19 protein-coding genes and 1 riboswitch are annotated in these 22,772 nt (G+C 73.5%); of the genes, 13 read left to right on the top strand and 6 right to left on the bottom strand.

The annotated features are described in order from the left end of the window. The first annotated feature begins 243 nt into the window (after positions 1–243). The 6 genes from FB388_RS22675 (at position 244) to FB388_RS22650 (ending at position 6,021) form a co-directional block, all read left to right on the top strand. On the top strand, positions 244–1,596 hold the full coding sequence (locus tag FB388_RS22675) for a cytochrome ubiquinol oxidase subunit I (protein WP_246122301.1): 1,353 nt from the start codon (positions 244–246) through the stop codon (positions 1,594–1,596). Next, the gene (locus tag FB388_RS22670) at positions 1,593–2,591 is read left to right on the top strand and encodes a cytochrome d ubiquinol oxidase subunit II (RefSeq protein WP_142104217.1); all 999 of its coding nucleotides are present in this window, start codon (positions 1,593–1,595) and stop codon (positions 2,589–2,591) included. The genes FB388_RS22675 and FB388_RS22670 overlap by 4 nt, the downstream gene beginning before the upstream one ends. A gap of 30 nt (positions 2,592–2,621) precedes the next feature. Next, a complete protein-coding gene (locus FB388_RS22665) occupies positions 2,622–3,314 on the top strand; it encodes a hypothetical protein (protein ID WP_142104216.1) in 693 nt (230 codons plus the stop codon). 39 nt (positions 3,315–3,353) lie between these two features. Further along, positions 3,354–3,467: riboswitch (TPP riboswitch) on the top strand. Further along, entirely contained in the window at positions 3,458–4,480 is a 1,023-nt protein-coding gene (locus FB388_RS22660; protein WP_246122299.1) for an ABC transporter substrate-binding protein, read from the top strand. Its footprint overlaps the riboswitch before it by 10 nt. Then, a complete protein-coding gene (locus FB388_RS22655) occupies positions 4,455–5,276 on the top strand; it encodes an ABC transporter permease (protein WP_142104214.1) in 822 nt (273 codons plus the stop codon). Before FB388_RS22660 ends, FB388_RS22655 begins: the two co-directional genes overlap by 26 nt. Then, complete coding sequence (locus tag FB388_RS22650) at positions 5,269–6,021, top strand: ABC transporter ATP-binding protein (protein ID WP_142104213.1); 753 nt, start codon at positions 5,269–5,271, stop codon at positions 6,019–6,021. Before FB388_RS22655 ends, FB388_RS22650 begins: the two co-directional genes overlap by 8 nt. Here FB388_RS22650 and FB388_RS22645 read toward each other — a convergent pair. From FB388_RS22645 to FB388_RS22630, 4 genes are all read right to left on the bottom strand, one after another. After that, positions 5,946–6,755 carry a tetratricopeptide repeat protein gene (locus tag FB388_RS22645; protein ID WP_142104212.1) on the bottom strand — a complete coding sequence of 270 codons (810 nt, stop codon included), beginning with the start codon at positions 6,753–6,755 and terminating at the stop codon, positions 5,946–5,948. The two genes, FB388_RS22650 and FB388_RS22645, sit on opposite strands and share 76 nt — an antisense overlap. Before the next feature lie 103 nt (positions 6,756–6,858). Further along, a complete protein-coding gene (locus tag FB388_RS22640) occupies positions 6,859–7,899 on the bottom strand; it encodes a LacI family DNA-binding transcriptional regulator (protein ID WP_246122297.1) in 1,041 nt (346 codons plus the stop codon). A gap of 51 nt (positions 7,900–7,950) precedes the next feature. After that, complete coding sequence (locus tag FB388_RS39555; protein WP_170225789.1) at positions 7,951–11,835, bottom strand: hypothetical protein; 3,885 nt, start codon at positions 11,833–11,835, stop codon at positions 7,951–7,953. Continuing rightward, positions 11,832–13,112, bottom strand: a complete 1,281-nt coding sequence (locus FB388_RS22630; protein WP_246122295.1) for an MFS transporter — start codon at positions 13,110–13,112, stop codon at positions 11,832–11,834. Before FB388_RS22630 ends, FB388_RS39555 begins: the two co-directional genes overlap by 4 nt. A gap of 277 nt (positions 13,113–13,389) precedes the next feature. On the opposite strand from FB388_RS22630, the gene FB388_RS22625 reads away from it, so the two are divergent. The 7 genes from FB388_RS22625 (at position 13,390) to FB388_RS22595 (ending at position 21,723) form a co-directional block, all read left to right on the top strand. After that, positions 13,390–13,755 (top strand): L-rhamnose mutarotase, encoded by a 366-nt coding sequence (locus FB388_RS22625; RefSeq protein ID WP_211362172.1) that lies wholly within the window; start codon positions 13,390–13,392, stop codon positions 13,753–13,755. Then, the gene (gene rhaI / locus FB388_RS22620; RefSeq protein WP_142104211.1) at positions 13,752–14,909 is read left to right on the top strand and encodes an L-rhamnose isomerase; all 1,158 of its coding nucleotides are present in this window, start codon (positions 13,752–13,754) and stop codon (positions 14,907–14,909) included. Before FB388_RS22625 ends, rhaI begins: the two co-directional genes overlap by 4 nt. 90 nt (positions 14,910–14,999) lie before the next feature. After that, entirely contained in the window at positions 15,000–17,036 is a 2,037-nt protein-coding gene (locus FB388_RS22615) for a bifunctional aldolase/short-chain dehydrogenase (RefSeq protein ID WP_142104210.1), read from the top strand. A 14-nt stretch (positions 17,037–17,050) separates the two neighbouring features. Next, positions 17,051–18,499 (top strand): L-fucose/L-arabinose isomerase family protein, encoded by a 1,449-nt coding sequence (locus tag FB388_RS22610; RefSeq protein ID WP_142104209.1) that lies wholly within the window; start codon positions 17,051–17,053, stop codon positions 18,497–18,499. Next, on the top strand, positions 18,496–19,947 hold the full coding sequence (locus tag FB388_RS22605) for a rhamnulokinase (protein ID WP_142104208.1): 1,452 nt from the start codon (positions 18,496–18,498) through the stop codon (positions 19,945–19,947). The genes FB388_RS22610 and FB388_RS22605 overlap by 4 nt, the downstream gene beginning before the upstream one ends. A 77-nt stretch (positions 19,948–20,024) precedes the next feature. Further along, positions 20,025–20,510 carry a GNAT family N-acetyltransferase gene (locus tag FB388_RS22600; RefSeq protein ID WP_142104207.1) on the top strand — a complete coding sequence of 162 codons (486 nt, stop codon included), beginning with the start codon at positions 20,025–20,027 and terminating at the stop codon, positions 20,508–20,510. A 73-nt stretch (positions 20,511–20,583) separates the two neighbouring features. Then, positions 20,584–21,723 carry an ABC transporter ATP-binding protein gene (locus tag FB388_RS22595; RefSeq protein WP_142104206.1) on the top strand — a complete coding sequence of 380 codons (1,140 nt, stop codon included), beginning with the start codon at positions 20,584–20,586 and terminating at the stop codon, positions 21,721–21,723. On the opposite strand, the gene FB388_RS22590 is transcribed toward FB388_RS22595, so the two are convergent. Both FB388_RS22590 and FB388_RS22585 read right to left on the bottom strand, forming a co-directional pair. Continuing rightward, positions 21,720–22,172, bottom strand: coding sequence for a hypothetical protein (locus FB388_RS22590; protein ID WP_142104205.1), 453 nt, complete (start codon positions 22,170–22,172; stop codon positions 21,720–21,722). The two genes, FB388_RS22595 and FB388_RS22590, sit on opposite strands and share 4 nt — an antisense overlap. Further along, positions 22,159–22,746, bottom strand: coding sequence for a TetR/AcrR family transcriptional regulator (locus tag FB388_RS22585; protein ID WP_142104204.1), 588 nt, complete (start codon positions 22,744–22,746; stop codon positions 22,159–22,161). Before FB388_RS22585 ends, FB388_RS22590 begins: the two co-directional genes overlap by 14 nt. Positions 22,747–22,772: the final 26 nt, after the last annotated feature.

Below are 22,772 nucleotides of genomic sequence, written 5' to 3'. Positions count from 1 at the left end.
ACTATCTCAACGTGTCCTGAGATCGTCTCAGATTAGTGGTCACGCTGTGTCCGGCGCGGGTTACGGGCGGCGATCCGGATGGCCATTACGTTCCATTTCTCCAGGTTCTGGGCTCCGGATGGGGCCGCGCCGTCGCGGATGTTCCGGCAGCTGTGATGCCTCGCACTGATCACTCATCAGCCCAACGGGTTGGTGCGACGAGTTGTTCCGCGGGTAGCCCTGCCGCGACGACGGGGGGTTCGCGTGAGCTGTACGGCGTGGGTGGCGGCGGCCGCGACCCCGGGCGACCTGGTGGCGGCGCGGGTGCAGATGGCCTTCTCCCTCGGCTGGCACATCGTGATCGCCTGCTTCGGGGTGGGCATGCCTGGCCTCGCCGTCTTCGCGGAGTGGCGCGGGCTGAGTACGGGCGACCCGGCCTGGGACGTGCTCGCCCGCACCTGGGCCCGCGCGATGGGCGTGCTGTTCGCGGTGGGCGCGGTGTCGGGCACCATCCTCAGCTTCGAGATGGGCCTGCTCTGGCCCGGCCTGATGGGCCCGTTCGGCGACGTGATCGGGCTGCCGTTCGCGCTGGAGGGGTTCGCCTTCTTCATCGAGGCGATCTTCCTGGGGATCTGGCTCTACGCGTGGGACCGGTTGCCGCCGCGGATCCACGTGCTCACCGGCGTCCCGGTGCTCGTGGCGGGGGTGGCCTCGGCGTTCTTCGTCGTCACCGCCAACGCGTGGATGAACCAGCCTCGGGGCTTCGACCTCGTCGACGGCGACGTGGTCGGCGTGCGGCCGTGGGAGGCGATGTTCAACCCGGCGACGCCGCCGCAGACCGTCCACATGATCATCGCGGCGTTCATGGTGGCCGGGTTCGGGATGGCATCGGTCTACGCCGTGGGGCTGCTGCGCGGGCGGCGCGACCGCCACCACCGGCTCGGCTTCCTCGTCCCGTTCACCGTGGCCGCCGTGCTCGCGCCCGTGCAGGTGGTGGTGGGGGACTGGGCCGCGGGCTTCCTCGCCGAGTACCAGCCGCTGAAGCTCGCCGCGATCGAGGGCCTCTCGCGGACCACCGCAGGCGCGTCGCTCTCGCTCGGCGGGATCTTCGTCGACGGGGAGCTGCGCTACGCGCTGGAGATCCCGAACGCGCTCTCGCTCCTCGCCCACTGGGATCCGGACGCGGTGGTGCTCGGCCTCGACCAGGCCCCGCCGGAGCTGCGCCCGCCGGTCAACGTCGTGCACTGGAGCTTCCAGATCATGGTCGGGATCGGGTTCGCGCTGGTCGCGCTCGGCGCATGGCTGGCGTGGAGCTGGTGGCGGCGCCGGGACCTGCCCGGCTCGCCGTGGTTCCTGCGCGCCGCCGTGCTCGCCGGGCCGGCCGCGGCCATCGCGCTGGAGGCCGGCTGGGTCGTCACGGAGGTCGGCCGCCAGCCATGGGTCGTCTACGGCGTCCTGCTCACCCGCGACGCGGTCAACCCGCACCCCGGGCTCGTCGCCGGCCTGCTGACCGTGCTGGCCGTGTACGCCGTGCTGACGGTGGCGACCGTCGCCGTCCTGCGCCGGCTGGCCCGCCGCGGGCCGGTGGCGCCCCAGGAGCGGACGGACGCCCGATGAGCGCCGCGGACGCGCTGCTCGCGATCCTGTGGATCGGGCTCACCCTGTACGCGCTGCTCGGTGGTGCCGACTTCGGAGCCGGGCTGTGGGACCTGCTCGCAGGCGGCGCCGAGCGCGGGCGCCCGCAGCGCGACCTGATCGAGCACTCCATCGGCCCGGTCTGGGAGGCCAACCACGTGTGGCTGATCTTCGTGATCACGCTGTTCTGGACGGCGTTCCCGACGGCATTCGCCCCGTTCGCCGCCACCCTCTACATCCCGCTCACCCTCGCCGCGCTCGGCATCATCGCCCGCGGGGCGGCCTTCGCTTTTCGCAAGGCGAGCGAGGAGCTGTGGCTGCAGCGGCTGTTCGGCGCCGCGTTCGCGTTCTCGTCGGTGGTGACGCCGTTCTTCCTCGGCGCGATCGCCGGCGCCGTCGCGTCCGGTCGGGTGCCGGCGCGGATCGAGGACGGGGACGTCCTCGGCAGCTGGTGGAACCCCACGTCCGTCACCGTCGGGCTGCTGGCCGTCGGCGCGTGCGCGTACCTGGCCGCCGTCTACCTGTGTGCCGACGCCCGTCGCGCCGGGCAGGAGCGGCTCGCCGAGGGCTTCCGGCGGCGGGCCCTCGTGACGGGCGTGGTCGTCGGTGTCGCGACCGTGGCCGCACCGCTCGTCGTCCGGGCGGACGCGCCGGCACTCGTCGCCGGGCTGACCGGCCGCGCCCTGCCGATCGCGCTGACCAGCGTGCTCGCCGGGGTGGCGTCGCTGGGGTTGCTGATCGCCCGCAGGTACGTGCTGGTCCGGGTGACCGCCGCGCTGGCCGTCGCCGCCGTGATCTGGGGATGGGGCGCCGCGCAGTACCCGCAGGTGCTGCCCGGGCTGAGCGTCCCGGCGGCGGCAGGCGATCCGGCCGTGCTCTCCGCGGTGCTGTGGGTGCTCGGCATCGGCGCCCTGCTGCTGGTGCCGTCGCTCGTGTTCCTCTTCACCGTCTTCCAGCGGGAACGAGTGGCGCGATAGCCGGGCGGGAACGCCACCACCGTGCCCGGTATGCGCCAGCTGGTCTCCGCCGCCTTCACGCAGCTCGCGCGGTGGCGAGCCGCCCGCGCCTTCCACCCACGGGGCGAGCTGTTCGACGCCCACGTCTCGCTCACCGAGCGCGCCTCCGCGACGGCCACCGCGCTCGGCGGAACCGGCGAGCGCCCCGCGCTCGTACGGCTGTCGAAGGGCGCGGGCACGCCGGGCGGGCTCCCGGACCTGCTCGGCGTGGCCGTACGCACCGAGGTGGGCGGGCACGTCCTCGACGTGCTGTTCACCAGCGGGAACCGGTTCCTCGTCCCGTCCGGTGGGTGGGCCAGGCGGCCGTACACGACGCTGCTGCCGTACGCGGCCGCCGGGAGCCGCGTGGTGCTCGGCCTCGAGCCGGAGGACCCGCAGGAGGCCGCGCCCGCCGATCCCACCGCGGCCGTCACCCCGCTGGCGTTCACGCTGACCGAGCGGGAACGCCACCGCCCCCGGCGCCCCATCGGACGGCTCGTGCTGGAGGCGCCGCACGGCGAGGACGCGATCGCGTTCGACCCGATGCGCAACTCCCATCCCGAGCTGCAGCCGGCCCGGCCGCTGCGCCGCCTGCGCGCGTGGGCCTACACCGGCTCCCGCCGCGGCCGCGGCGCCGGCCGGGAGGAGCTGGAGCGCCCGCCGTCGGGGCACCCCGGCGAGATTCGGGGAGAGCCACCTGTGTGAGGAGGCCGACTGCGCCTGGCGGGAACAGGACGTATCCTCCTCCCGACCCACGGGAGCCTCGCGTTCCGAGGCTGAGAGGGCGGCAGGACCGGCCGCCGACCGTTCGTACCTGACCCGGTTAGTACCGGCGTAGGGAGGAACTGGTGAAACCCGTACGCGCACCCCGGATCGCGGCCGTCCTCGGCGCAGTGCTGGCGCTGCTGCTGGCCGGTTGCGGAGGGGGCAGCAGTGGGCAGCAGACCGTGCGCATCGCCCTCGACTGGACCCCGAACACCAACCACACCGGCCTGTTCGTGGCACAGCAGGAGGGCTGGTTCCGCGAGGCCGGTCTCGACGTGCAGTTCCTGCCGTACAACAACACGTCGCCGGACACGCTCGTGTCCTCCGGCGCGGCCGAGTTCGGCATCTCCTTCCAGGACTCGTTCACGTTCTCGAAGGCGGCCGGCGCCGAGATCACGTCCGTGATGGCGGTGCTGCAGCACTGGGCGACGCAGATCGCGGTGCGGGCCGACCGCGCCGACATCACCTCGCCGCGCGACCTGGACGGCAAGACGTACGGCGGGTTCGGCGCTGCGTACGAGGAGCCCAAGATGCGGGCCGTCATCCAGGACGCGGGTGGCACGGGCACGTTCCGCACCGTCGTGCTGGGCACCGCCGCCTACGAGGCGCTCTACGCGGGCGAGGTCGACTTCACCGAGCCGTTCGTCGCGTGGGAGGGCATCGAGGCGGAGCTGCGCGGGCAGCCGCTGAAGACGTTCTCCTACACCGACTACGGCTTCCCCGACGCCTACAACGTGCTGCTCATCGGCAACTCGCCATGGCTGCGGGACCACCCCGACCTCGCGGCGAAGTTCGTGCAGGCGGCGCAGCGCGGCTACCAGCTCGCGGCCGACGACCCGGACCGTGCGGCCCAGCTCCTGATCGACGCGAACCCCGGCGCGTTCAGCGAACCGGAGCTCGTGACGCGCAGCCAGCACATGCTCGCCGAGCGGTTCCTGCGCGACGAGAACGGCCGGGTGGGCACCCAGACGCCCGAGAGGTGGGCAGGCTACTCGGGCTGGGTGTTCGACTCGGGCGTGCTCACCGGGCCCGACGGGGCGCCCCTGACCCAGCGCCCCGACTTCACGACGTGGTTCACCGATGACTACCTCGCACCGCCCGCCTGAGCCCGTGCTCGAACGCACCACCCGCCGTGCCTGGGCGTCGGACTCGCGGGTGTGGGGGCGGGTGGGGCCGCCGGTCGTGCTGGTGGCCGCCGGGCTGACGGCCTGGCAGTGGTACGTCACCGCGGCGGACGTGCGGCCGCAGGTCCTGCCCTCGCCGCTGCGCGTGCTGGAGCAGGGCTGGGCGTTCCGCGCCCAGATCTGGGCCAACACGGTGCCGACGCTGCAGGTCACCGCGGTGGGGTTCGCCGTGTCGCTGGCGCTGGGCTGGGCGCTCGCGATCGCGGTCGACTTCTCGCCGTGGCTGCGCCGCGCCCTCACCCCGCTGCTGGTCGCCTCGCAGACGCTGCCGATCATCGCGATCGCCCCGTTGCTGATCATCTGGTTCGGGTTCGGGCTGTTCCCGAAGGTCGTGGTGATCGCCCTCGTCACGTTCTTCCCGATCACCGTCGGGCTGATCGAGGGGTTCGCCGCCACCGACCGGCAGGCCACCAGCCTGCTGCGCAGCATGGGCGCCTCCCGCTGGCAGCAGTTCCGCTACGTGCGCCTGCCCGGCGCGATGCCCCGGTTCTTCACGGCGCTGCGCATCGGCATCACCTACGCCGTCACCGGCGCGATCTTCGCCGAGTACGTCGGCGCCACGGCCGGGCTCGGGATCTTCATGAGCCTGCAGAAGAACTCCTTCCGCACCGACCTCGTTCTGGCGGCCGTGCTGGTCACGGCGCTGCTGTCGGTGACGCTGTTCCTGCTCACCTACGCCGTGGAGCGGCTCGTGATCCCCTGGTGGCGGCGTGGCTGAGCACAAGCTGGTCCTCGACGGGCTGCACAAGGCCTTCCCCGGCCCGCTCCCGGTGCTGGACGGGGTTGAGTTCGACGTGGCGCCCGGCGAGTTCGTCTCGGTCATCGGGCCGAGCGGCTGCGGCAAGTCCACGCTGTTCAACGTGATCGCCGGGCTCGAGCCCCCGGATGCGGGCCGCGTGCTCGTCGACGGCGAGGACGCCACCGGCCGCGTCGACCACGTCGCCTACATGCCGCAGCGGGACCTGCTGTTCCCGTGGCGCACGGTCCTGGACAACACGACGCTCGGCCTGGAGGTGGCCGGCCTGTCGCGGCGGGCGGCGCGGGAGCGGGCCCGCCCGCTGTTCGCGCCGTTCGGCCTCGAGGGGTTCGAGTCGGCGCGGCCGCACGAGCTGTCGGGCGGGATGCGCCAGCGGGCCGCGCTGCTGCGCACGGTGGTGCAGGACCGCGCGCTGCTGCTGCTCGACGAGCCGTTCGGTGCGCTGGACTCGCTCACCCGCACCGACATGCAGGCCTGGCTGGAGGAGGTCCGCGCCCGGTTCGGCTGGACGGTCCTGCTGATCACCCACGACATCCGCGAGGCCGCGTTCCTGTCCGACCGGGTCATCGTGCTCGGGCCGCGGCCCACCCGGGTGCTGCGGGAGGTGGCGGTGGACCTGCCCCGCCCCCGTCAGGTGGAGCTGATCACGTCGACGCGCTTCGCCGAGATCGAGTCGGAGCTGCTCGCGGCCCTGCGCGGGGCCTGAACGAGGTTCTGCATCTCCTCGTGCAGCGCGACCGTGTCGGGGTGGTTGGCACCCAGCAGCGCGGTCGAGTCGCCGACGGCCTGCCGGTAGACCGCGACGGCCTCGTCGCCACGGCCGAGCGTGGCCAGGCAGTCGGCGACGTTCGCGCGCAGCGCGATCGTGTGCTGGTTGCGCGCGCCGTGGGCCTGCTCGGAGTCGTGCAGCGCGACCTCCAGCAGCGTGAGGGCCGCCACGACGTCTCCGGCGGCGGCGCGGGCGAGGGCCATGCCCAGCCGGGACACGAGGGTGTCGGGGTGGGCGGGACCGAGCAGGCGCCTGCGCTCTGCGGTGACGCGGTCGGCCATCGCCACCGCGTCCTTCACGTTCCCGGCGAGGCGGTAGGCCGAGGCGAGGGCGTCGGCGGCGGCCAGCGTGCGCGGGTCGTCGTCGCCGAACAGGCGCGCCCGGGCGGCCAGGTTCGCGGCCATCAGATCCAGCCCGGGCAGCCACTTGCCGGCGGCCACGCACGCCGCAGCGAGGTTGCCGGCGGTGGTGAGCGTGTGGGGGTGGTCTGCGCCGAGCGTGTCGAGGCACCCCTCGTACGCGTCGGCGAAGCGGGGGATCGCGTCGGCGGCGCGGCCCACCGCGAAGTAGCTGACGCCCTCGGCGTTGAGCGCGGCGAGCGCGGCGGCGTCCTGTTCGTCCCGCCGGCGGGTGGAACCGCGATCGCGTCCATCACGCGACCACCACGCCATCGCCCCGACCCCTTCCCCCGATTGGTGGAGTCAGACGGTACCGAGGTCCCCGTGGCTGCTCGACGCCGGTCCCGGGAACGTGATCACGTCTGATGAGCTGCGATCAGGGCGGGCGCAGGCGGGTGGACGCGCGAACCACCAGCTCGGGTGCGAACACCACCTGCTGGTGCCGGTGCTGCTCCGGTGCGCGGGCCTCCTCCAGGAGCAGCTCGGCCGCGGTGCGCCCCAGCAGCTGGCGGGGCTGGCTCACCGACGTCAGCGGTACGGCCGCGGCCTCGGCGAACTCGATGTCGTCGTAGCCGACGATCGCGAGGTCGTCCGGAACCCGTAGCCCGAGGCGCACCATCTGCTGCAGCAGCCCGAGCGCGAGCAGGTCGTTGGCGCAGAACGCGGCCGTGGGGCGCCGCGCGGCCGGCATCCCCGCGATCCGCTCGCCCGCCCGCCTGCCCTCGGCGACGTTGAGGGCCGCCGTCTCCAGGATGACGAGGTCGGCGTCCGGAGCGCGGGCCGCCGCCTTCTCGGAGCCGGTGATCCGGTCGGCGACCTGCCCGATGGCGCGGGGCCCGCCGACGAACGCGATGCGCCGGTGCCCCGTCTCGAGGAGGTGGGTGACGGCGAGGTCGCCGCCGAGCACGTCGTCGACGGTCACCGAGCAGCCTTCCGGGCCCGCGCCGCGGTCCACGATCACGACCGGCGTGCCGCGGCCCGCGAGCGCGGTGATGCGCGGGTCGGCCGCGTCGACCGGCGTGATCAGCACGCCCTCCACCCGCTGCTGTTCGAGTAGGTCGAGGAAGCTCGCCTGCCGCGTGCTGTCCTCGGCGCTGTTGCAGAGGAAGAGCGCGAGCCCCGCTCCGTCGGCCGCCTCCTGCACGCCCTCGGCGACGTCGGTGAAGAACGGGTTGGACGTGTCCAGCACGACGTAGGCGAGCGTGCGGCTGCCCCCGCCCCGCAGCTGGCGGGCCGACTCGTTGCGCACGAAACCCAGCTCGACGATCGCGGCCTGCACCCGCTGCCGGGTGCGTTCGCTGACCAGCTCGGGCCGGTTGAGGACGTTGGACACGGTGCCGAGCGAGACGCCGGCGCGCAGCGCCACGTCCTTCATGCTCGGGGCGCCCCGTGGGCTCGTCCCCGCTGTCACGGCCATTGCCTCCCGGGAGCGGTCAAACGGATGGAGTGTAGTGCTCCACCGATCACGTCACCGGGAGCTGTCGTGCCGGCGCAGCACGACCGGGCCGAGCAGGCCGGTGCGTACCTGACCAGCGTAGACGCCCGCGGTGGGGGAGGCGTCGTCCAGGTAGCCGGCCAGGGTTCCGCGCACGACCACCTCGATCTCGTTCTCCCCGGGTCGCAGGTGGCCGGTGAGCTCGGCGCGCCATGGTCCCCACACCAGCCGGGCGGCGAGCGTGCCGTTCACCCGGACGTCGGCGGTTCCGCGCACGGTGCCGAGGTCGAGCACGGTGCGGCCGCCCTCGGGTGCGGTCACGCCGGTCCGGTAGGTCACCTGCCCGCCCAGCGCGCGCAGGCCCAGCTCCTCCCACGGCACGAGCGGCACCTCGGCCTCGGCGACCTCCAGCTCGACCGGGCCGTCCAGCAGCGCGCCGCCGCGTCGTCCGTCCCGGGCGGTGACGCGGAGCAGTACGTCGGGGCCGTGGTGCGCGGGCAGCCCCACGGTCCCGTCGACGGGGGTGATCTCCGCGCCGTCGACCTGCGCCACCACCGGCAGCGGGGTCGGTACGCGCAGGGCCACCGTCCCCGGCGGGACGCGCAGCCGCAGCCACTCGGTGCGCTCCGGGCCGGGGTGGGCGTCCGGCACGACCGGTAGCACCACGTCGCCGCCTGCCGCGGCGGGGTCGAGCCACGCCGCGCCGGGCAGCGGGTGCGGTCGGGTACGCGCGCACACGAACGCGGGGTCGAGCGGATGGCGGCGGCGCAGCACCAGCGGCACCGGCACCCCGTTGCGGCGGGCGGTCCAGGCGGGTCCGCTACACACGCCGAGGTCGGGGGAGTCCAGCGTCGCCGCGGTCGGCTCGCCACCCTGGTTGGTCACGCGCAGGACCACCTCGTTGGCACCTGCGCGCAGGTGCGGGCCGAGGTCGTAGGCGTGCACCCGGACCTCGCGGTGGTCGGGATAGGGCTGGAAGTCGCCCTGGCGCCCCACCTCGGTGCCGTTCACGAGCACCTGGCACGCCCCGTCCGAGCCCACGTGCACCAGCGCCTCCGCCGGGACCGCGTCGAGGGGCAGGTCCAGCACGAGATCGGCGGACTCGCCCACCACCACGTCCCCGCCGGGGAGCATCCACTCCGGTCGCCGGTAGGCCTCCGCGTCCGTCACCACCGCGAACGCCGCGCGCAGCGGGCCGTCCCGCTCGGCGGTCAGCTCGATCTCCACCGCCACCGTGCGGCCGGCCGGGAGCGGGCTGAACGACAGGTGCCCGGTGCCCTCGACCGGCGCCTCGACGCCGTCGACGAGCACGCGGCGGGGCGCACCGGCGCCGACGGCGAGCAGCAGGCCGGGGCGGTCCGGCAGGGGCAGGTGGGTGCGCACCGCCACCCGCTCGCCCGCACGGACGTGCCGCCAGTCCAGGAACTCCTCCGGCACGTGGCCCTTCGGGCCGAGCGTCTCGGCGTGCGATGGGTCGTTGCGGATGCCGCGCGAGAGCGACCACTCGGCGGGCCGCCACCCCGAACCCGGCTCGCGGACCTCGGCGAACGGCCCGAAGCCCGCCGTGACCGGCGCCCACGTCCCGTCGGGGTCCACCGCGTGCTCCAGGCGCCAGGCCTCGATCGGGATGGTCCCGTGGCGGTCGGCGGCCGCCAGGTCGCCCCACCGGTTGTCCAGGGTGGACTCGGGTAGCGCCCGCCACGGCCCGTCCACGGGGATCGTCCCCACGACCGCGCCGAGCGGCTCGGCGGTCGGTTCCGGCAGCTCGGGGCCGAGGACGACGAGGGCGACCGCGCCGTCGTCGAAGGGCACCGCGAACTCCCAGCCCTCCTCCGCGGCCGTCACCTCCAGCTCCGTGCGGCGACCCGTGCCCGGCGACCAGCTCTGCGCCCGCGGCCGCTCGACCCCCGTCACGCGCACCCGGGCGACCCGGTCGCCCGGCGGCCGGAAGCGGTACCCGGCGGTGCGGAGGGCGTCGTTGTAGCCCTGCCAGGTGAAGCCGCTCTCCAGCCACGACCCGTGCAGGTCGAGGATCGGTGCCTCGGTGCCGGTGTGGTCGTCGTGGGCCGTGAGCGCGAGGACGTGCGTGCCCGGATCGAGGCGTCGCAGCAGGAACGGGGCGTCGGCGTCCACCCGGACCGGGCCGCGCCGCACGGCGGCCGGGACGTCCTCGGCGTTCGGGACGACCGTGATCGTCCCGTCCGCGACGGCGGCCGCGAACCGCTCGCCGATCCCCGTGCCGCCGCCGAGGAAGAGCTCCGGTGCGCGCTCGGCGCACAGCACCCGCCCGCCCGCGGCGGCGAGCTCCAGCAGCCGCTCCGCCACGTCGCCGTGCAGGGCGGACACCGCGGGGAGCACGACCGTGCGGTAGGTCTCCGCGCCGACCCGCAGCGCATCCGCGAGCACCTCACCGCCGGCGACGGTGGCCTCGTCGAGGGCGTCGTGGTCGATCCCCGCGCGCTCCAGCGCCCCGCGTCGCTCGGAGAGCCACGAGTTCACGCCGTTCAGCTCCCGGAAGACCCGGTTGACGCGCTCGGCGTCCGGCAGCGGCCCGGCGAGCGTGACGTGCGCCTGCGCGGTGGTGGTGGGGGAGAGCAGCAGGACGTCGGCCACGTGCTCGCCCGCCGTCAGCACCGAGCAGAGGCGTGAGACGGCCGTGGCGAACACCGGGTAGGACGGCCAGTACGGCTGGCGCCAGCAGGTGGACGGCGGCGCCCACTCCCACCAGCCGCCGACGGTGGCGTAGTAGACGGCGTGCGGGTCGTAGAGGGTGGCGCCGCGGCGCAGGAAGGCCGAGAGCCAGTCGTAGGTCTCCTCGAGCGTGCCGCCCCAGCCGGACGAGTGGAACGCCTCGATCCAGGTGCGTTCGTGGCCGTTGGCGTGGGCGAGCGAGCTGTGGACCTTGGCGTCGCCCCAGTGGTCGCTCCCCGGGGCGCCGTAGCCGCGGTGCAGGCCGAGGTAGTCGCCGTAGGTGTGCACGCCGCCGACCGGGTCGCCCTCCCGGGCGGGGGAGGCCTGGTCGAACCCGCACACCAGCCCGCGCTCGGCGAACCACGCGTCGTGCTGGTCGAAGAAGCCGCGGCGGGCGAGCGCTGCGCGGTGGGCGTGGTAGTCCCGCCGCACCCGGGCGGCCTCGGGTGCGGGGTCCGGCTCCCAGAGCGCCCACAGGTGCGGGAGGAGGTCGTAGCCGTGCTCCTCGGCGAAGGTCGCCGCGAAGTCGCGGCCCCACGTCGGCATCGGCGGCAGCTCGTCCTGGAAGAACCCGCCGATGGAGCGCCCGAACCAGTGTCCGACCGCCTTCTCGAGGGTGCCGTGGACCTGGTCCAGCAGGGCCGCGCAGGCCTGCCTCGAGAAGTAGTCGAACCCGCTCGTGCCCGCGTGGACGAGCGTGACGCTGGCCTGCGTGCCCGCCCACCTGGCAGCGCCGTCTTCCAGGGGGACGGCGACCCGCTCGCCGTCCGGGAGGATCGCGTAGGCGGCGAGCGGATCGTGCCCGGCCGGAGCGGTGACGGACACGTCGGTGCCCTCGCGCTCGGTCCGGTACAGCGCCTGCCCGGCGAACCCGGGCTCGGCGGCGATCAACCGGCCCTGGAAGTTCGCGCCGGAGAAGCCGATCTGGTCGTAGAGCCAGAGCGTGAAGCCGAGCTCGTCGGCGTCGGCGCAGGCGCCGTCGAACAGCTCCAGCCACTCCGGGGAGAGGAACGGCGGGTCGTCGGCCACCGAGCCGAACATCGGCCCGGTCGGCGCCAGGCAGAGCACCACGGCCTGCCGGACGCCGCCCGCCACGAGCTGCTCCATCTGCCAGCGCAGCCGCTCCCGGGTGACCGTCGCGCCGCTCCACCACCAGATCGGCAAGGGGCCGTACCGGGGGCCGGGGTCGGTGAACCGGGCGAGCAGGTCCTCGACCCCGGCCGTCATGCCGCGGCCCGTTCGGCCTCGATCTGTTCGAGCGACTTGCCGACGGTGTCGGGCATCCAGAAGAACCCGATGACCCCGCTGATCAGGAGGAACGCCGTGAGCAGCAGCGCGACCGGGCCGATCTCCACCGCGGCGAGCACCGGCACGAAGAACGACCAGACACCCAGCAGCGTGCGGGCCACGCCGAACGTGAAGCCCTGCGCGGTGCCGCGCAGCATCGTCGGGAACAGCTCCTGGCTGAACACCTTGTACGTCGGCTCACCGGCGAGCGAGGAGCCGATGCCGAACAGGACGATGTTGGCGATCACGACCGGCACCGTGAACGGCAGCACCAGGTAGAGCGCGTACGCCGTGATCTGCAGCAGCGCCCCGACGCCCCACATGATCCGGCGGGTGCGGTAGCTGCGGTCGTTGTAGGGCATGAACACGAAGACGCAGGAGGCGATGCCGATCACGAAGCCGACGCAGGACAGCGCGATGCCGGCCGCCTGGGTGCCTGCCCCGAGCGTCTCGATGACGTAGGGCGTGAAGATGCCGGCCGTGCCCGCTGCGAGCCCCCAGAAGGTGTAGATCGAGGCCGTCCAGGCGAGCGCGCGCAGGTTCGGCCCGCGGAAGAGCTCCGCCAGCCGGACCGTCCGCTCCCGGGCCGCCGTCCAGCGCGCCGACTCGACCATGCCTCGCCGCAGCGCCCACGTCACGAGAGCGACGAGCGCCAGGTGGATGAACACGATGCGGGTGCCGAGCAGGCCGAGCGGGCTCAGCACCAGCGCCAGGACCAGCACGACCACCGGGCCGAGGCTCCAGGCCACCTGGGTGAGGCCGATGAGCTTCCCGCGGCCCTTCGCAGGCGCGAACTCGCCGACCAGCGCGAGGGACGTCGGCACGTCCGCGCCCACCGCGACGCCGACGATGAACGTGCCGGCGAACAGCATGACCGGGTCCACCGCGAACGCGATCAGCAGGATGCCCAGCGCGTAGACCAGCAGGTCCCACTTGTAGATGCGCTTGCGGCCGAGCTTGTCGCCGAGCCGTCCACCGACGAACGCGCCGATCGCACAGCCGATGGCGTTCGGCCCGATCGCCGCGAGCGCGCCGACCCCGACGCTGGAGAGACCCAGCTCGGCCTGGAACAGCGTGAGCCCGGCTCCCAGTGCCACGATCGAGCCGGCGTCGAGGTAGGACGCCATCGCGGCGAGCACGGACCACCTCCACTGCTGCTTGGTGATCGTGCTCTCGTCCCCGCCGGGTTCGACCCCCACGGCATCGGGTGCGGCCATGACCTCTCCTCGTCCTCGTCGACGGTCCTGCGGGCGGTTGAAACGTATTAAGGCGGCAGGCTAGCGACGAGGCGGACGGCCATCAAGACCGAATCATAACAATCTTGCTTGTGATCATCCCAGCTTCGAGCGGGATCCGGAGCGGTTCATCGCGCCCCGTCTACGCGGCGTCCGACGCTCCTCTGCGGCCCGAGTGGCCGCACGTCGGCCGTTGACGCCCCCGACGGCGTCTCCTAGAGTGGATTGAAAGGTTTCATTCCGTCGCCACCGTCGTCGTATGGGGGACCGAGCGCCGATGCGCTACTGCTTCCTGCTCCAGGTGCGGCCCGACCGCCTCGACGAGTACAAGGAGCGTCACCGGCAGGTCTGGCCGGAGATGCTCGCCGCACTGCGCGACACCGGCTGGCGGAACTACTCCCTGCACGTCCGGGAGGACGGGCTGCTCGTGGGGTACGTCGAGTGCGACGACCTGGCCGCCGCCCAGCGCGCCATGGCCGAGACCGACGTCAACGCCCGCTGGCAGGCCGAGATGGCGCAGTATTTCACCGGCCTCGACGGCCGGGCCCCGGACGAGGGGTTCCTCGTCCTCGAGGAGGTCTTCCACCTGGAGGACCAGCTGTCCCGAACGGAGAACCACAGGTGAGAGACGTCCGGGCCGCCCTGCGGCAGCAGCGCATCGAGACCCCGTCGTGGGCCTACGCCAACTCCGGCACCCGCTTCAAGGTGTTCGCCCAGGCCGGGGTGCCCCGCAACCCGGAGGAGAAGATCGCCGACGCCGGCGTCGTGCACCGCCTCACCGGGGTGGCGCCCACGGTGGCGCTGCACATCCCGTGGGACAAGGTGGACGACTACGCGGCGCTCGCCAAGTACGCGGCCGACCAGGGCGTCGGGATCGGGGCGATCAACGCCAACGTCTTCCAGGACGACGACTACAAGCTCGGGTCGGTCACCAACCCGGACCCGGCGGTGCGCCGCAAGGCCACCGACCACCTGCTCGAGTGCGTCGACATCATGGACGCCACCGGCAGCCGCGACCTCAAGCTCTGGTTCTCCGACGGCACCAACTACCCCGGCCAGGACTCGATCCGCGCCCGCCAGGACCGCCTCGCCGAGGCACTGCGCGAGGTGTACGACCGGCTCGGCGACGACCAGCGCATGCTGCTGGAGTACAAGCTCTTCGAGCCCGCCTTCTACACCACCGACGTGCCGGACTGGGGCACCTCCTACGCCCACTGCATCGAGCTGGGCCCCAAGGCCACGGTGTGCATCGACACCGGCCACCACGCGCCGGGCACCAACATCGAGTTCATCGTGGCGTTCCTGCTGCGGGCCGGGAAGCTGGGTGCGTTCGACTTCAACTCCCGCTTCTACGCCGACGACGACCTGATGGTCGGCGCCGCCGACCCGTTCCAGCTGTTCCGGATCATGCACGAGATCGTCTCGGCCGACGCGCTCGGCGAGGACGCTGGCATCGCGTTCATGCTGGACCAGTGCCACAACATCGAGCCCAAGATCCCCGCGATCATCCGGTCGGTGATGAACGTCCAGGAGGCCACCGCCAAGGCGCTGCTGGTGGACGCCGACGCGCTCGCCGCCGCGCAGCGGGCCGGTGACGTGCTCGGCGCCAACGCCGCGCTGATGGACGCCTACAACACCGACGTGCGGCCGCTGCTGCGCGAGCTGCGCGAGGAGATGGGCCTCGACCCCGACCCGATGGCCGCGTACGCGAGGTCCGGCTACGCCGAGAAGATCGTGGCCGAGCGGGTGGGCGGCGAACAGGCAGGCTGGGGCGCGTAGGCCTCGCCCTGGTGTCAGCAAAGTGGCTTTACTGACGCCAGACGTCGTGAAAGTGGCTTTGCTGACACCCCTCGACCCCCGGAAGGGATCATGACCAACGCCGTCGTCCAGGAGCTCATCGACCGGAGCAACCGGCTCGGGGCCGATCCGACCACCACGAACTACGCCGGTGGCAACACGTCGGCCAAGGGCTCTGAGACCGACCCGGTCACCGGGCGACCGGTCGACCTGATCTGGGTGAAGGGCTCCGGCGGCGACCTCGGCACGCTCACCGAGAAGGGCCTCGCGGTGCTGCGGCTGGACCGGATGCGGGCGCTCGTCGACGTCTACCCGGGCATCGAACGCGAGGACGAGATGGTCGCCGCGTTCGACTTCTGCCTGCACGGCAAGGGTGGCGCGGCACCGTCCATCGACACGGCCATGCACGGGCTGGTCGAGGCCGACCACGTCGACCACCTGCACCCGGACGCCGGCATCGCGATCGCGACCGCCGCCGACGGGGAGGCCCTCACCAAGGAGATCTTCGGCGACCGGGTGCTGTGGGTGCCGTGGCGGCGCCCCGGGTTCCAGCTGGGCCTGGACATCGCGGCGGTGAAGGCGGCCAACCCGCAGGCGATCGGCGTGATCCTCGGCGGGCACGGCATCACGGCCTGGGGCGCCACCAGCGAGGAGTGCGAGCGCAACTCGCTCGACATCATCCGCACCGCCCAGGCCTACATCGACTCCCGGGGAGCGGCGGAGCCGTTCGGGCCGCTGCGCCCCGGTTTCGAGGCCCTTCCCGAGGACGAGCGGCGGGCCCGCGCCGCCGCGCTCGCGCCGGTGATCCGGGGTCTCGCGTCGACCGACCGCCGCCAGGTCGGCCACTTCACCGACTCCGACGTCGTGCTCGACTTCCTGTCCCGCGAGAAGCTCGCGCCGCTCGCCTCGCTCGGCACGAGCTGCCCCGACCACTTCCTGCGCACCAAGGTCGCGCCGCTCGTGCTCGACCTGCCGGCCACCGCGCCGCTCGACGAGGCGGTCGCCCGGCTGAAGGAGCTGCACGCCGCCTACCGCGAGGACTACCGCGCCTACTACGAGCGGCACACCGGCCCGGACAGCCCTCCGATGCGCGGCGCCGACCCGGCGATCGTGCTCGTACCGGGCGTCGGCATGTTCAGCTTCGGTGCCAACAAGCAGACCGCGCGCGTGGCGGGCGAGTTCTACGTCAACGCGATCAACGTGATGCGCGGCGCCGAGGCGGTCTCGACCTACGCCCCGATCCCGGAGTCGGAGAAGTTCCGCATCGAGTACTGGGCCCTCGAGGAGGCCAAGCTCCAGCGGATGCCGAAGCCCAAGCCGCTCGCCACCCGGATCGCGTTCGTCACCGGCGGTGGGTCGGGCATCGGCAAGGCGATCGCGCAGCGGCTCGCCGCGGAGGGCGCCTGCGTCGTCGTCGCCGACCGGGACGGCGATGCGGCCGCCGCGGTCGCCGCCGAGCTCGGCAGCGCAGACGTGGCCGTGCCGGTCACCGTCGACGTCACCGACTCCGAGGCCGTCGCCGCGGCGATCGACGCCGCCGCGCTCGCGTTCGGCGGCGTCGACCTCGTGGTCAACAACGCCGGCCTGTCGATCTCCAAGCCGCTGCTGGAGACCACCGACGCCGACTGGGACGTCCAGCACGACGTCATGGCGAAGGGCTCGTTCCTCGTCTCCCGCGCCGCCGCAAAGGCGATGCTGGCCCAGGGCATGGGCGGCGACATCGTCTACATCTCCAGCAAGAACGGGGTCTTCGCCGGCCCCAACAACGTGGCGTACGGGGCGGCGAAGGCCGACCAGGCCCACCAGGTGCGGCTGCTCGCCGCCGAGCTGGGCGAGCACGGCATCCGCGTCAACGGCGTGAACCCGGACGGCGTCGTGCGCGGCTCCGGGATCTTCGCGGGCGGCTGGGGCGCCCAGCGCGCGGCCGTCTACGGCGTGCCCGAGGAGGAGCTGGGCAAGTTCTACGCCCAGCGCACGCTGCTCAAGCGGGAGGTGCTCCCCGAGCACGTCGCCGCGGCGGTCTTCGCGCTCACCGGCGGCGACCTGACCCACACCACGGGCCTGCACATCCCGGTCGACGCCGGGGTGGCGGCGGCCTTCCTGCGCTAGCGATCGGAGGCACGATGACGTCCCTGCTCGAGAGCCCAACCGCCCTCCGCCGCGTCACGCCGCGCCGCACCACCGTCGGGCTCGTCGCAGGCGGGCTCGGCGCCTACTGGCCGCAGTTCCCCGACCTGCTCCCGCAGCTGCAGCGCTCGGCGGCCCGCGTCTCGCAGCGGCTGAAGCAGGTCGGCGACATCGACGTCGTCGACGTCGGCTTCATCTCCGACGCCCCCGAGGGCGCGGTCGCGGCCGAGAAGCTGCGGAGCGCCGGTTGCGACCTGATCGTCGGCTTCCTCACGACGTACATGACCGCGTCGATGCTGCTGCCGGTCGCCCAGCGCAGCGGTGCCCCGGTGCTGCTGATCAACCTGCAGCCCACCGAGCGGATGGACCACGACACGTTCGACACCGGCGCCTGGCTCGCCTACTGCGGCGCCTGCCCGCTGCCGGAGATGGCGAACGCGTTCGAGCGGGCGGGCGTGGAGTTCCGGTCGGTGTCGGGCTACCTCGAGGACGAGCGCGCGTGGGCCCGGATCGAGCGCTGGGTCAAGGCCGCGGGGGTGCGTGGGGCGCTGCGCCACGGCCGGCACGGGCTGATGGGCCACCTCTACCCGGGGATGCTCGACGTCTCCACCGACCTCACGTCGGTGTCGACGCAGCTCGGCGGGCACGTCGAGGTGCTGGAGTTCGACGACCTGCGGGTCCGCGTGGAGGACGTCACCGACGCGCAGGTGCGCGAGCGCGTGGAGCTCGCGAAGGACGTGTTCGAGCTCGACGACACCGTCAACCCCGACGACCTCGAATGGGGCGCCCGGGTCTCGGTTGGCCTCGACCGGCTGGTCGACGACTTCGCCATCGACTCGCTCGCCTACTACCACCGCGGCCTGAACGGCGAGCAGCACGAGAAGCTCGGCGCGGGCATGATCCTCGGCGCTTCGCTGCTCACGGCTCGCGGGGTCCCGGCCGCGGGGGAGTACGAGCTGCGCAACTCCATCGCCATGCTGATCATGGACCGGCTCGGCGGTGGCGGGTCGTTCACCGAGCTGCAGGCGCTGAACTTCGTCGACGACGTCGTGGAGATGGGGCACGACGGACCCGCCCACCTGGCCATCAGCTCCCGCAAGCCGCTGCTGCGCGGCCTCGGGGTCTACCACGGCAAGCGCGGGTGGGGCGTGTCCGTCGAGTTCGACGTGACGCAGGGACCCGTCACCACGTTCGGGATCGGGCAGCGCCGCGACGGCCGCTACGTCATGGTCGCCTCGGAGGGCACGGTCGTGCCCGGGCCGCTGCTGAAGATCGGCAACACGACCTCGCGGGTGGACTTCGGCTGCGACCCCGGTGAGTGGACAGACGCGTGGAGCGCCTCCGGCGTGGACCACCACTGGGCGCTCGGCACCGGCCACCGCGCCGCGGAGCTGAAGGCCGTGGCCGAGCTGCTCGGGCTCGAGTTCGTGCAGGTCCGGGTATGAGAGTTGCGGCTGTCGACCTCGGGGCGTCCAGCGGGCGGGTGATGGTCGCCGAGGTGGGCGCCGACCGCCTGGAGCTCACCGAGGTCGCGAGGTTCCCCAACGGGCCCGTCCGGTTGCGCGACACGCTGCACTGGGACGTGCTCGCGCTGTACCGGGGCATCCTGGAGGGCCTGCACGCCGCAGGCCCCGAGCTGGACGCGGTGGGCATCGACTCGTGGGGCGTCGACTACGGCCTGCTCGACGCCACCGGCGGCCTGCTCGGCAACCCGGTGCACCACCGCGACCGCCGCACCGAGGGTGTGGCCGAGCGGGTGAAGGGGATCGTCCCGCCCGCCGACCTGTACGCGGCCACCGGCGTGCAGGTGATGCCGATCAACACGATCTACCAGCTGGTCGCCGCGCTCGGCACCCCCCAGCTCGCCGCTGCCCGCGACCTGCTCCTGATGCCCGACCTGCTCGCGTACTGGCTCACCGGCGTCCGCCGCGCCGAGGTGACCAACGCGTCCACCACCGGGCTGCTCGACGTCAGCGCGCGCAGGTGGTCCGACGACGTCGCGCGGCGCGTCGGCGTCGACCCCGCCGTGTTCGCGCCGCTCATCGAGGCGGGGGAGCGGATCGGGGAGCTGTCACCGCACGTGCTGGCCGAGACCGGCCTCAGCGGGCCGGTCCCGGTGATCGCGGTGGGTTCGCACGACACGGCGTCCGCCGTGGTCGGCGTGCCCGCCGAGGGGGAGCGGTTCGCGTTCATCTCCTGCGGCACGTGGTCACTGGTCGGCGTGGAGCTGCCCGCGCCCGTGCTCACCGAGGCGAGCCGCGCCGCGAACTTCTCCAACGAGCTGGGCGTCGACGGCACCGTCCGCTACCTGCGCAACGTCATGGGGCTGTGGCTGCTGCAGGAGTGCCTGCGCGCCTGGCCGGACGCCGACCTGCTCACCGTGCTCGACGAGGCCGCCGCCGCTCCGGCGTTCGGGGCGGTGGTCGACGCGGGCGACCCGGAGTTCCTCGCCCCCGGCGGCATGCCGGAACGCATCGCCGACGCGTGCCGCAGGCTCGGCCAGGACGCGCCGGCCGGCCGGGGCGGCATCGTCCGCTGCGTGCTCGAGAGCCTCGCGCTCGCCCACCGGCGCGTCGTGCGACAGGCGTCTGCGCTTTCGGGGCGGGAGGTCGAGGTCGTGCACGTCGTGGGCGGCGGGGCGCGCAACGCCCTCCTCTGCCAGCTCACGGCCGACGCGTGCGGCCTGCCGGTCGTCGCGGGCCCGGTGGAGGCCACGGCGCTGGGCAACGTCCTGGTGCAGGCCCGGGCCCTCGGCGCGGTGCAGGGCGACCTCGCGGCGCTGCGCGCCCTCCTGCGCGCGACGCAACCGCTCACGCGCTACGAGCCGCGGGGGGACGAGCACGCCTGGGCGGAGGCCGAGCGGCGGTTGGAGCGCACCCCGGCCCGTGCCTGAGGCCCTCACAACCCGACCGATGTCGATGTGCGAGCACTGCAGCCGCTGTGTGACCTCGCGGCCGTAGCGTCTACGGCGTGGTTGCCGATCTCCACGTCGAGGCCGTCCCGTTCGATCATCCGGACGCCGTCGCGCTGCGCACCGCGCAGCGGGCCGAGCTCACCGAGCGCTACGGCACCCCGGACAGCGAGCCCGGTCCCGCCCCCACCGCCGCCGACACGACCGTGTTCCTGCTCGCCCGCGACGCCGCCGGCCGGGCGATCGGGTGCGGCGCGCTCCGCGCGCTCGGGGACGGGGCAGGTGAGGTGAAGCGCATGTACGTGGTGCCCTCCCGGCGGCGGACGGGCGTGGCCCGCGCCGTGCTCGCGGCCCTCGAGGACGAAGCCGCACGCCGCGGCTGGATCCTCCTGAAGCTGGAGACGGGCACCGAGCAGCCGGACGCGATGGCCTTCTACGAGCGCCACGGCTACCGGCGGATCCCCAACTTCGGCCACTACGCCGACTCGGAGCTCTCGGTCTGCTACGAGCGGGAGCTGGACCGCGCACCGGCCGGCCGGACCTGACCCGACGAACGGGCGGGGTCCTCGGCGGAACTCGCATGACAATTGTCAGGGGCAGTGCTTACCGTTCCTTGACGTGGACACCGGTATGGGGCGACGCACCGGGCTCGTGGACGTCACGGTCACCTACGGCGGAGACCCCGCCCTTCGCGGGGTCACCCTGCTGGCCGAGGCCGGTGAGGTGCTCGCGGTCGTCGGGCCGTCGGGGAGCGGCAAGACCACCGCGCTGCGTGCCGTCGCCGGGCTCCAGCAGCTGCGCGGCGGGCGGGTCCTGGTGGGTGGGCGCGACGTCACGGGTGTCCCGGTCGCCCAGCGCGACATCTCGATGGTCTTCCGCTCCACCACGCTCGTGCCGTTCCTCGACGTGGCCGCCAACCTCACGCGGTCGGCGGGCGCGTTCGGGGTGCCGGCGCCGGAGGCTGCGCAGCGGGTCGTGGCGCGCAGCAAGCTGCTCGGGCTGGTCCGCCTGCTGCCCCGGCTGCCCCACACCCTCTCCGCGGGCGAGGCCGGGCTCACCGGGATCGGGCGCACGCTCGTCCGCACGCCGCGGGCGTTCCTGTTCGACGAGCCGCTCGCCCACCTCGACGCCGCCGAACGCTCCCGCACCCGCCGCACCATCGTCGAGGCCGTCCGGAAGACCGGCGTCGGCGCGCTCTACGTCACCCACGACCAGGCGGAGGCCATGGCCGTCGGGGATCGGCTCGCCGTGCTGCACGAGGGCCGGGTCCGCCAGGTCGACCAGCCGCGCCGGGTGTACGAGGCGCCCGCCGACACGTTCGTCGCCGAGTTCGTCGGGGGCCCCGGGATCGGGCTGCTCCCGGCCCGGCTGGTGACGTCGGGCGGCTCGGCCGGATTCCGGGTCGGCGAGCGCACCATTCCGTTGTGGGGGCCGGTGCCCGACGCGCTCGCCTCGCGCGTCGACTCGCCCGTCCTGCTGGGGCTGCGTGCCGAGGACGTCACGGAGGCGGGGCCCGACGCCGATCCGGGCTCCGTCGCGGTGCCGGTCTCGGTTCGCAGCGTCGAGCGGCCGGGCCGCGACGCCGTGGTGAGCGCCGAGGTCGGCCTGCCGGGGGAGGCCGACGGCGCCCGGCTGCTCGCGCGCATCCCCGGCGGCACGTCGCTGCGGAAGGGAGCGCACGCCCAGCTGCTCCTCGACGCCCGCCGCGCCCACGTCTTCGACCCGTCGACGGGCCGAGCGCTCCTCCACCCGAACTAGCTCACTCCGGCTATTACCTCGTGGTTCGGTTTCGTGAACCAGCCGGCGTAGGCCAGCACCAGGCCGAGCGCGCCGAGCGCTGCGAAGAACACGCGGGCCACGACCGTCGCGGTCGGGGAGAGCAGGGTGGCACCGGCGCCCGCCTCGATCGTCGACGGCGCGGCGATCAGGAGGAACCCGCGGATCGCCACGAACCAGCCGAAGAGCGAGATCGTCACGGCGAGCGGGCCGCGCCAGCTGCGGTGCAGGCCGATGATCAGCAACCCGGCGGCGAGCATCAGCGCGCCGAGGATCAGCACGTTGAAGGTCTGGGCGAACAGGTCGCCGACCAGGCCGCCCAGATCGGGCAGGCGGATCGCGTACACGATCCCGAACGTGGCCACGTACGGGCCGATGACGCGGGCGAACGCCCGGGTGCGCCGCTGTGCCTCGGGGCTAGCGGGTTCCATCTCGATCTCCTTCTCGGCGGTAGCCGGCGTGGTGCAGCACGGAGCGCAGGAACCGCTCCACCTCGGTGGGTGTGCTCGTGTCCGGGCGGGACGCCAGGTGCTGCCAGACGGCCCCGGTGAGCACGTCCAGCAGCACCTCGGGATCGGTGTCGGCCGGCAGCTGACCGCGGTCGCGGGCGTCGGCGAGGACCTGGCGGCGGGCGGCGTCGCGGTGCTGCCCGAAGCGCGCCTGGTACGCCTCGGCGAGCTCCGGGAGCTCGTCGAGCGCGCCGTAGAGGCGGCGGAGCAGGCGGCGCTGGCGCGGGTCGGCGAGCGCGTGGGCCCAGCCGCTCAGCAGCTGCTCCACGTCACGGATCTCCGGCGCCGCGGGCGGGTCGCCGTACGCGGCCTCCATGGTGGCGATGAGCAGCTGCGTCCGGTCGGGGAAGCGCCGGTACACGGTGGCGCGGGTGACCCCCGCGCGCCGCGCCACCTGCTCGATGCTCGTGGCCGCGATGCCGCGTTCGAGCAGCAGGTCGAGCGCGGCCGCCAGGATGGCGGCATCCGCTCCGGGGTTTCGAGGACGACCGGGCACGGTAGTTACGATACAGTACTGCTCTG

Origin of the sequence: Pseudonocardia cypriaca, from assembly GCF_006717045.1 — a bacterium.
GTDB classification, from domain to species: domain Bacteria; phylum Actinomycetota; class Actinomycetes; order Mycobacteriales; family Pseudonocardiaceae; genus Pseudonocardia; species Pseudonocardia cypriaca.
Note: the sequence above shows the minus strand (reverse complement) of the source record. Positions and strands in the feature narration are given on the sequence as shown.

Bases quoted from the DNA above. Each gene is read 5' to 3' on its own strand.
- FB388_RS22630 (WP_246122295.1), bottom strand. From the start codon at position 13,112: ATGGCCGCACCCGATGCCGTGGGGGTCGAACCCGGCGGGGACGAGAGC.
- FB388_RS22665 (WP_142104216.1), top strand. From the start codon at position 2,622: ATGCGCCAGCTGGTCTCCGCCGCCTTCACGCAGCTCGCGCGGTGGCGA.
- FB388_RS22670 (WP_142104217.1), top strand. From the start codon at position 1,593: ATGAGCGCCGCGGACGCGCTGCTCGCGATCCTGTGGATCGGGCTCACC.
- FB388_RS22645 (WP_142104212.1), bottom strand. From the start codon at position 6,755: ATGGCGTGGTGGTCGCGTGATGGACGCGATCGCGGTTCCACCCGCCGG.
- FB388_RS22605 (WP_142104208.1), top strand. From the start codon at position 18,496: ATGAGAGTTGCGGCTGTCGACCTCGGGGCGTCCAGCGGGCGGGTGATG.
- FB388_RS22655 (WP_142104214.1), top strand. From the start codon at position 4,455: ATGACTACCTCGCACCGCCCGCCTGAGCCCGTGCTCGAACGCACCACC.
- FB388_RS22640 (WP_246122297.1), bottom strand. From the start codon at position 7,899: ATGGCCGTGACAGCGGGGACGAGCCCACGGGGCGCCCCGAGCATGAAG.
- FB388_RS22590 (WP_142104205.1), bottom strand. From the start codon at position 22,172: ATGGAACCCGCTAGCCCCGAGGCACAGCGGCGCACCCGGGCGTTCGCC.
- FB388_RS22625 (WP_211362172.1), top strand. From the start codon at position 13,390: ATGGGGGACCGAGCGCCGATGCGCTACTGCTTCCTGCTCCAGGTGCGG.
- FB388_RS39555 (WP_170225789.1), bottom strand. From the start codon at position 11,835: ATGACGGCCGGGGTCGAGGACCTGCTCGCCCGGTTCACCGACCCCGGC.
- FB388_RS22610 (WP_142104209.1), top strand. From the start codon at position 17,051: ATGACGTCCCTGCTCGAGAGCCCAACCGCCCTCCGCCGCGTCACGCCG.
- FB388_RS22615 (WP_142104210.1), top strand. From the start codon at position 15,000: ATGACCAACGCCGTCGTCCAGGAGCTCATCGACCGGAGCAACCGGCTC.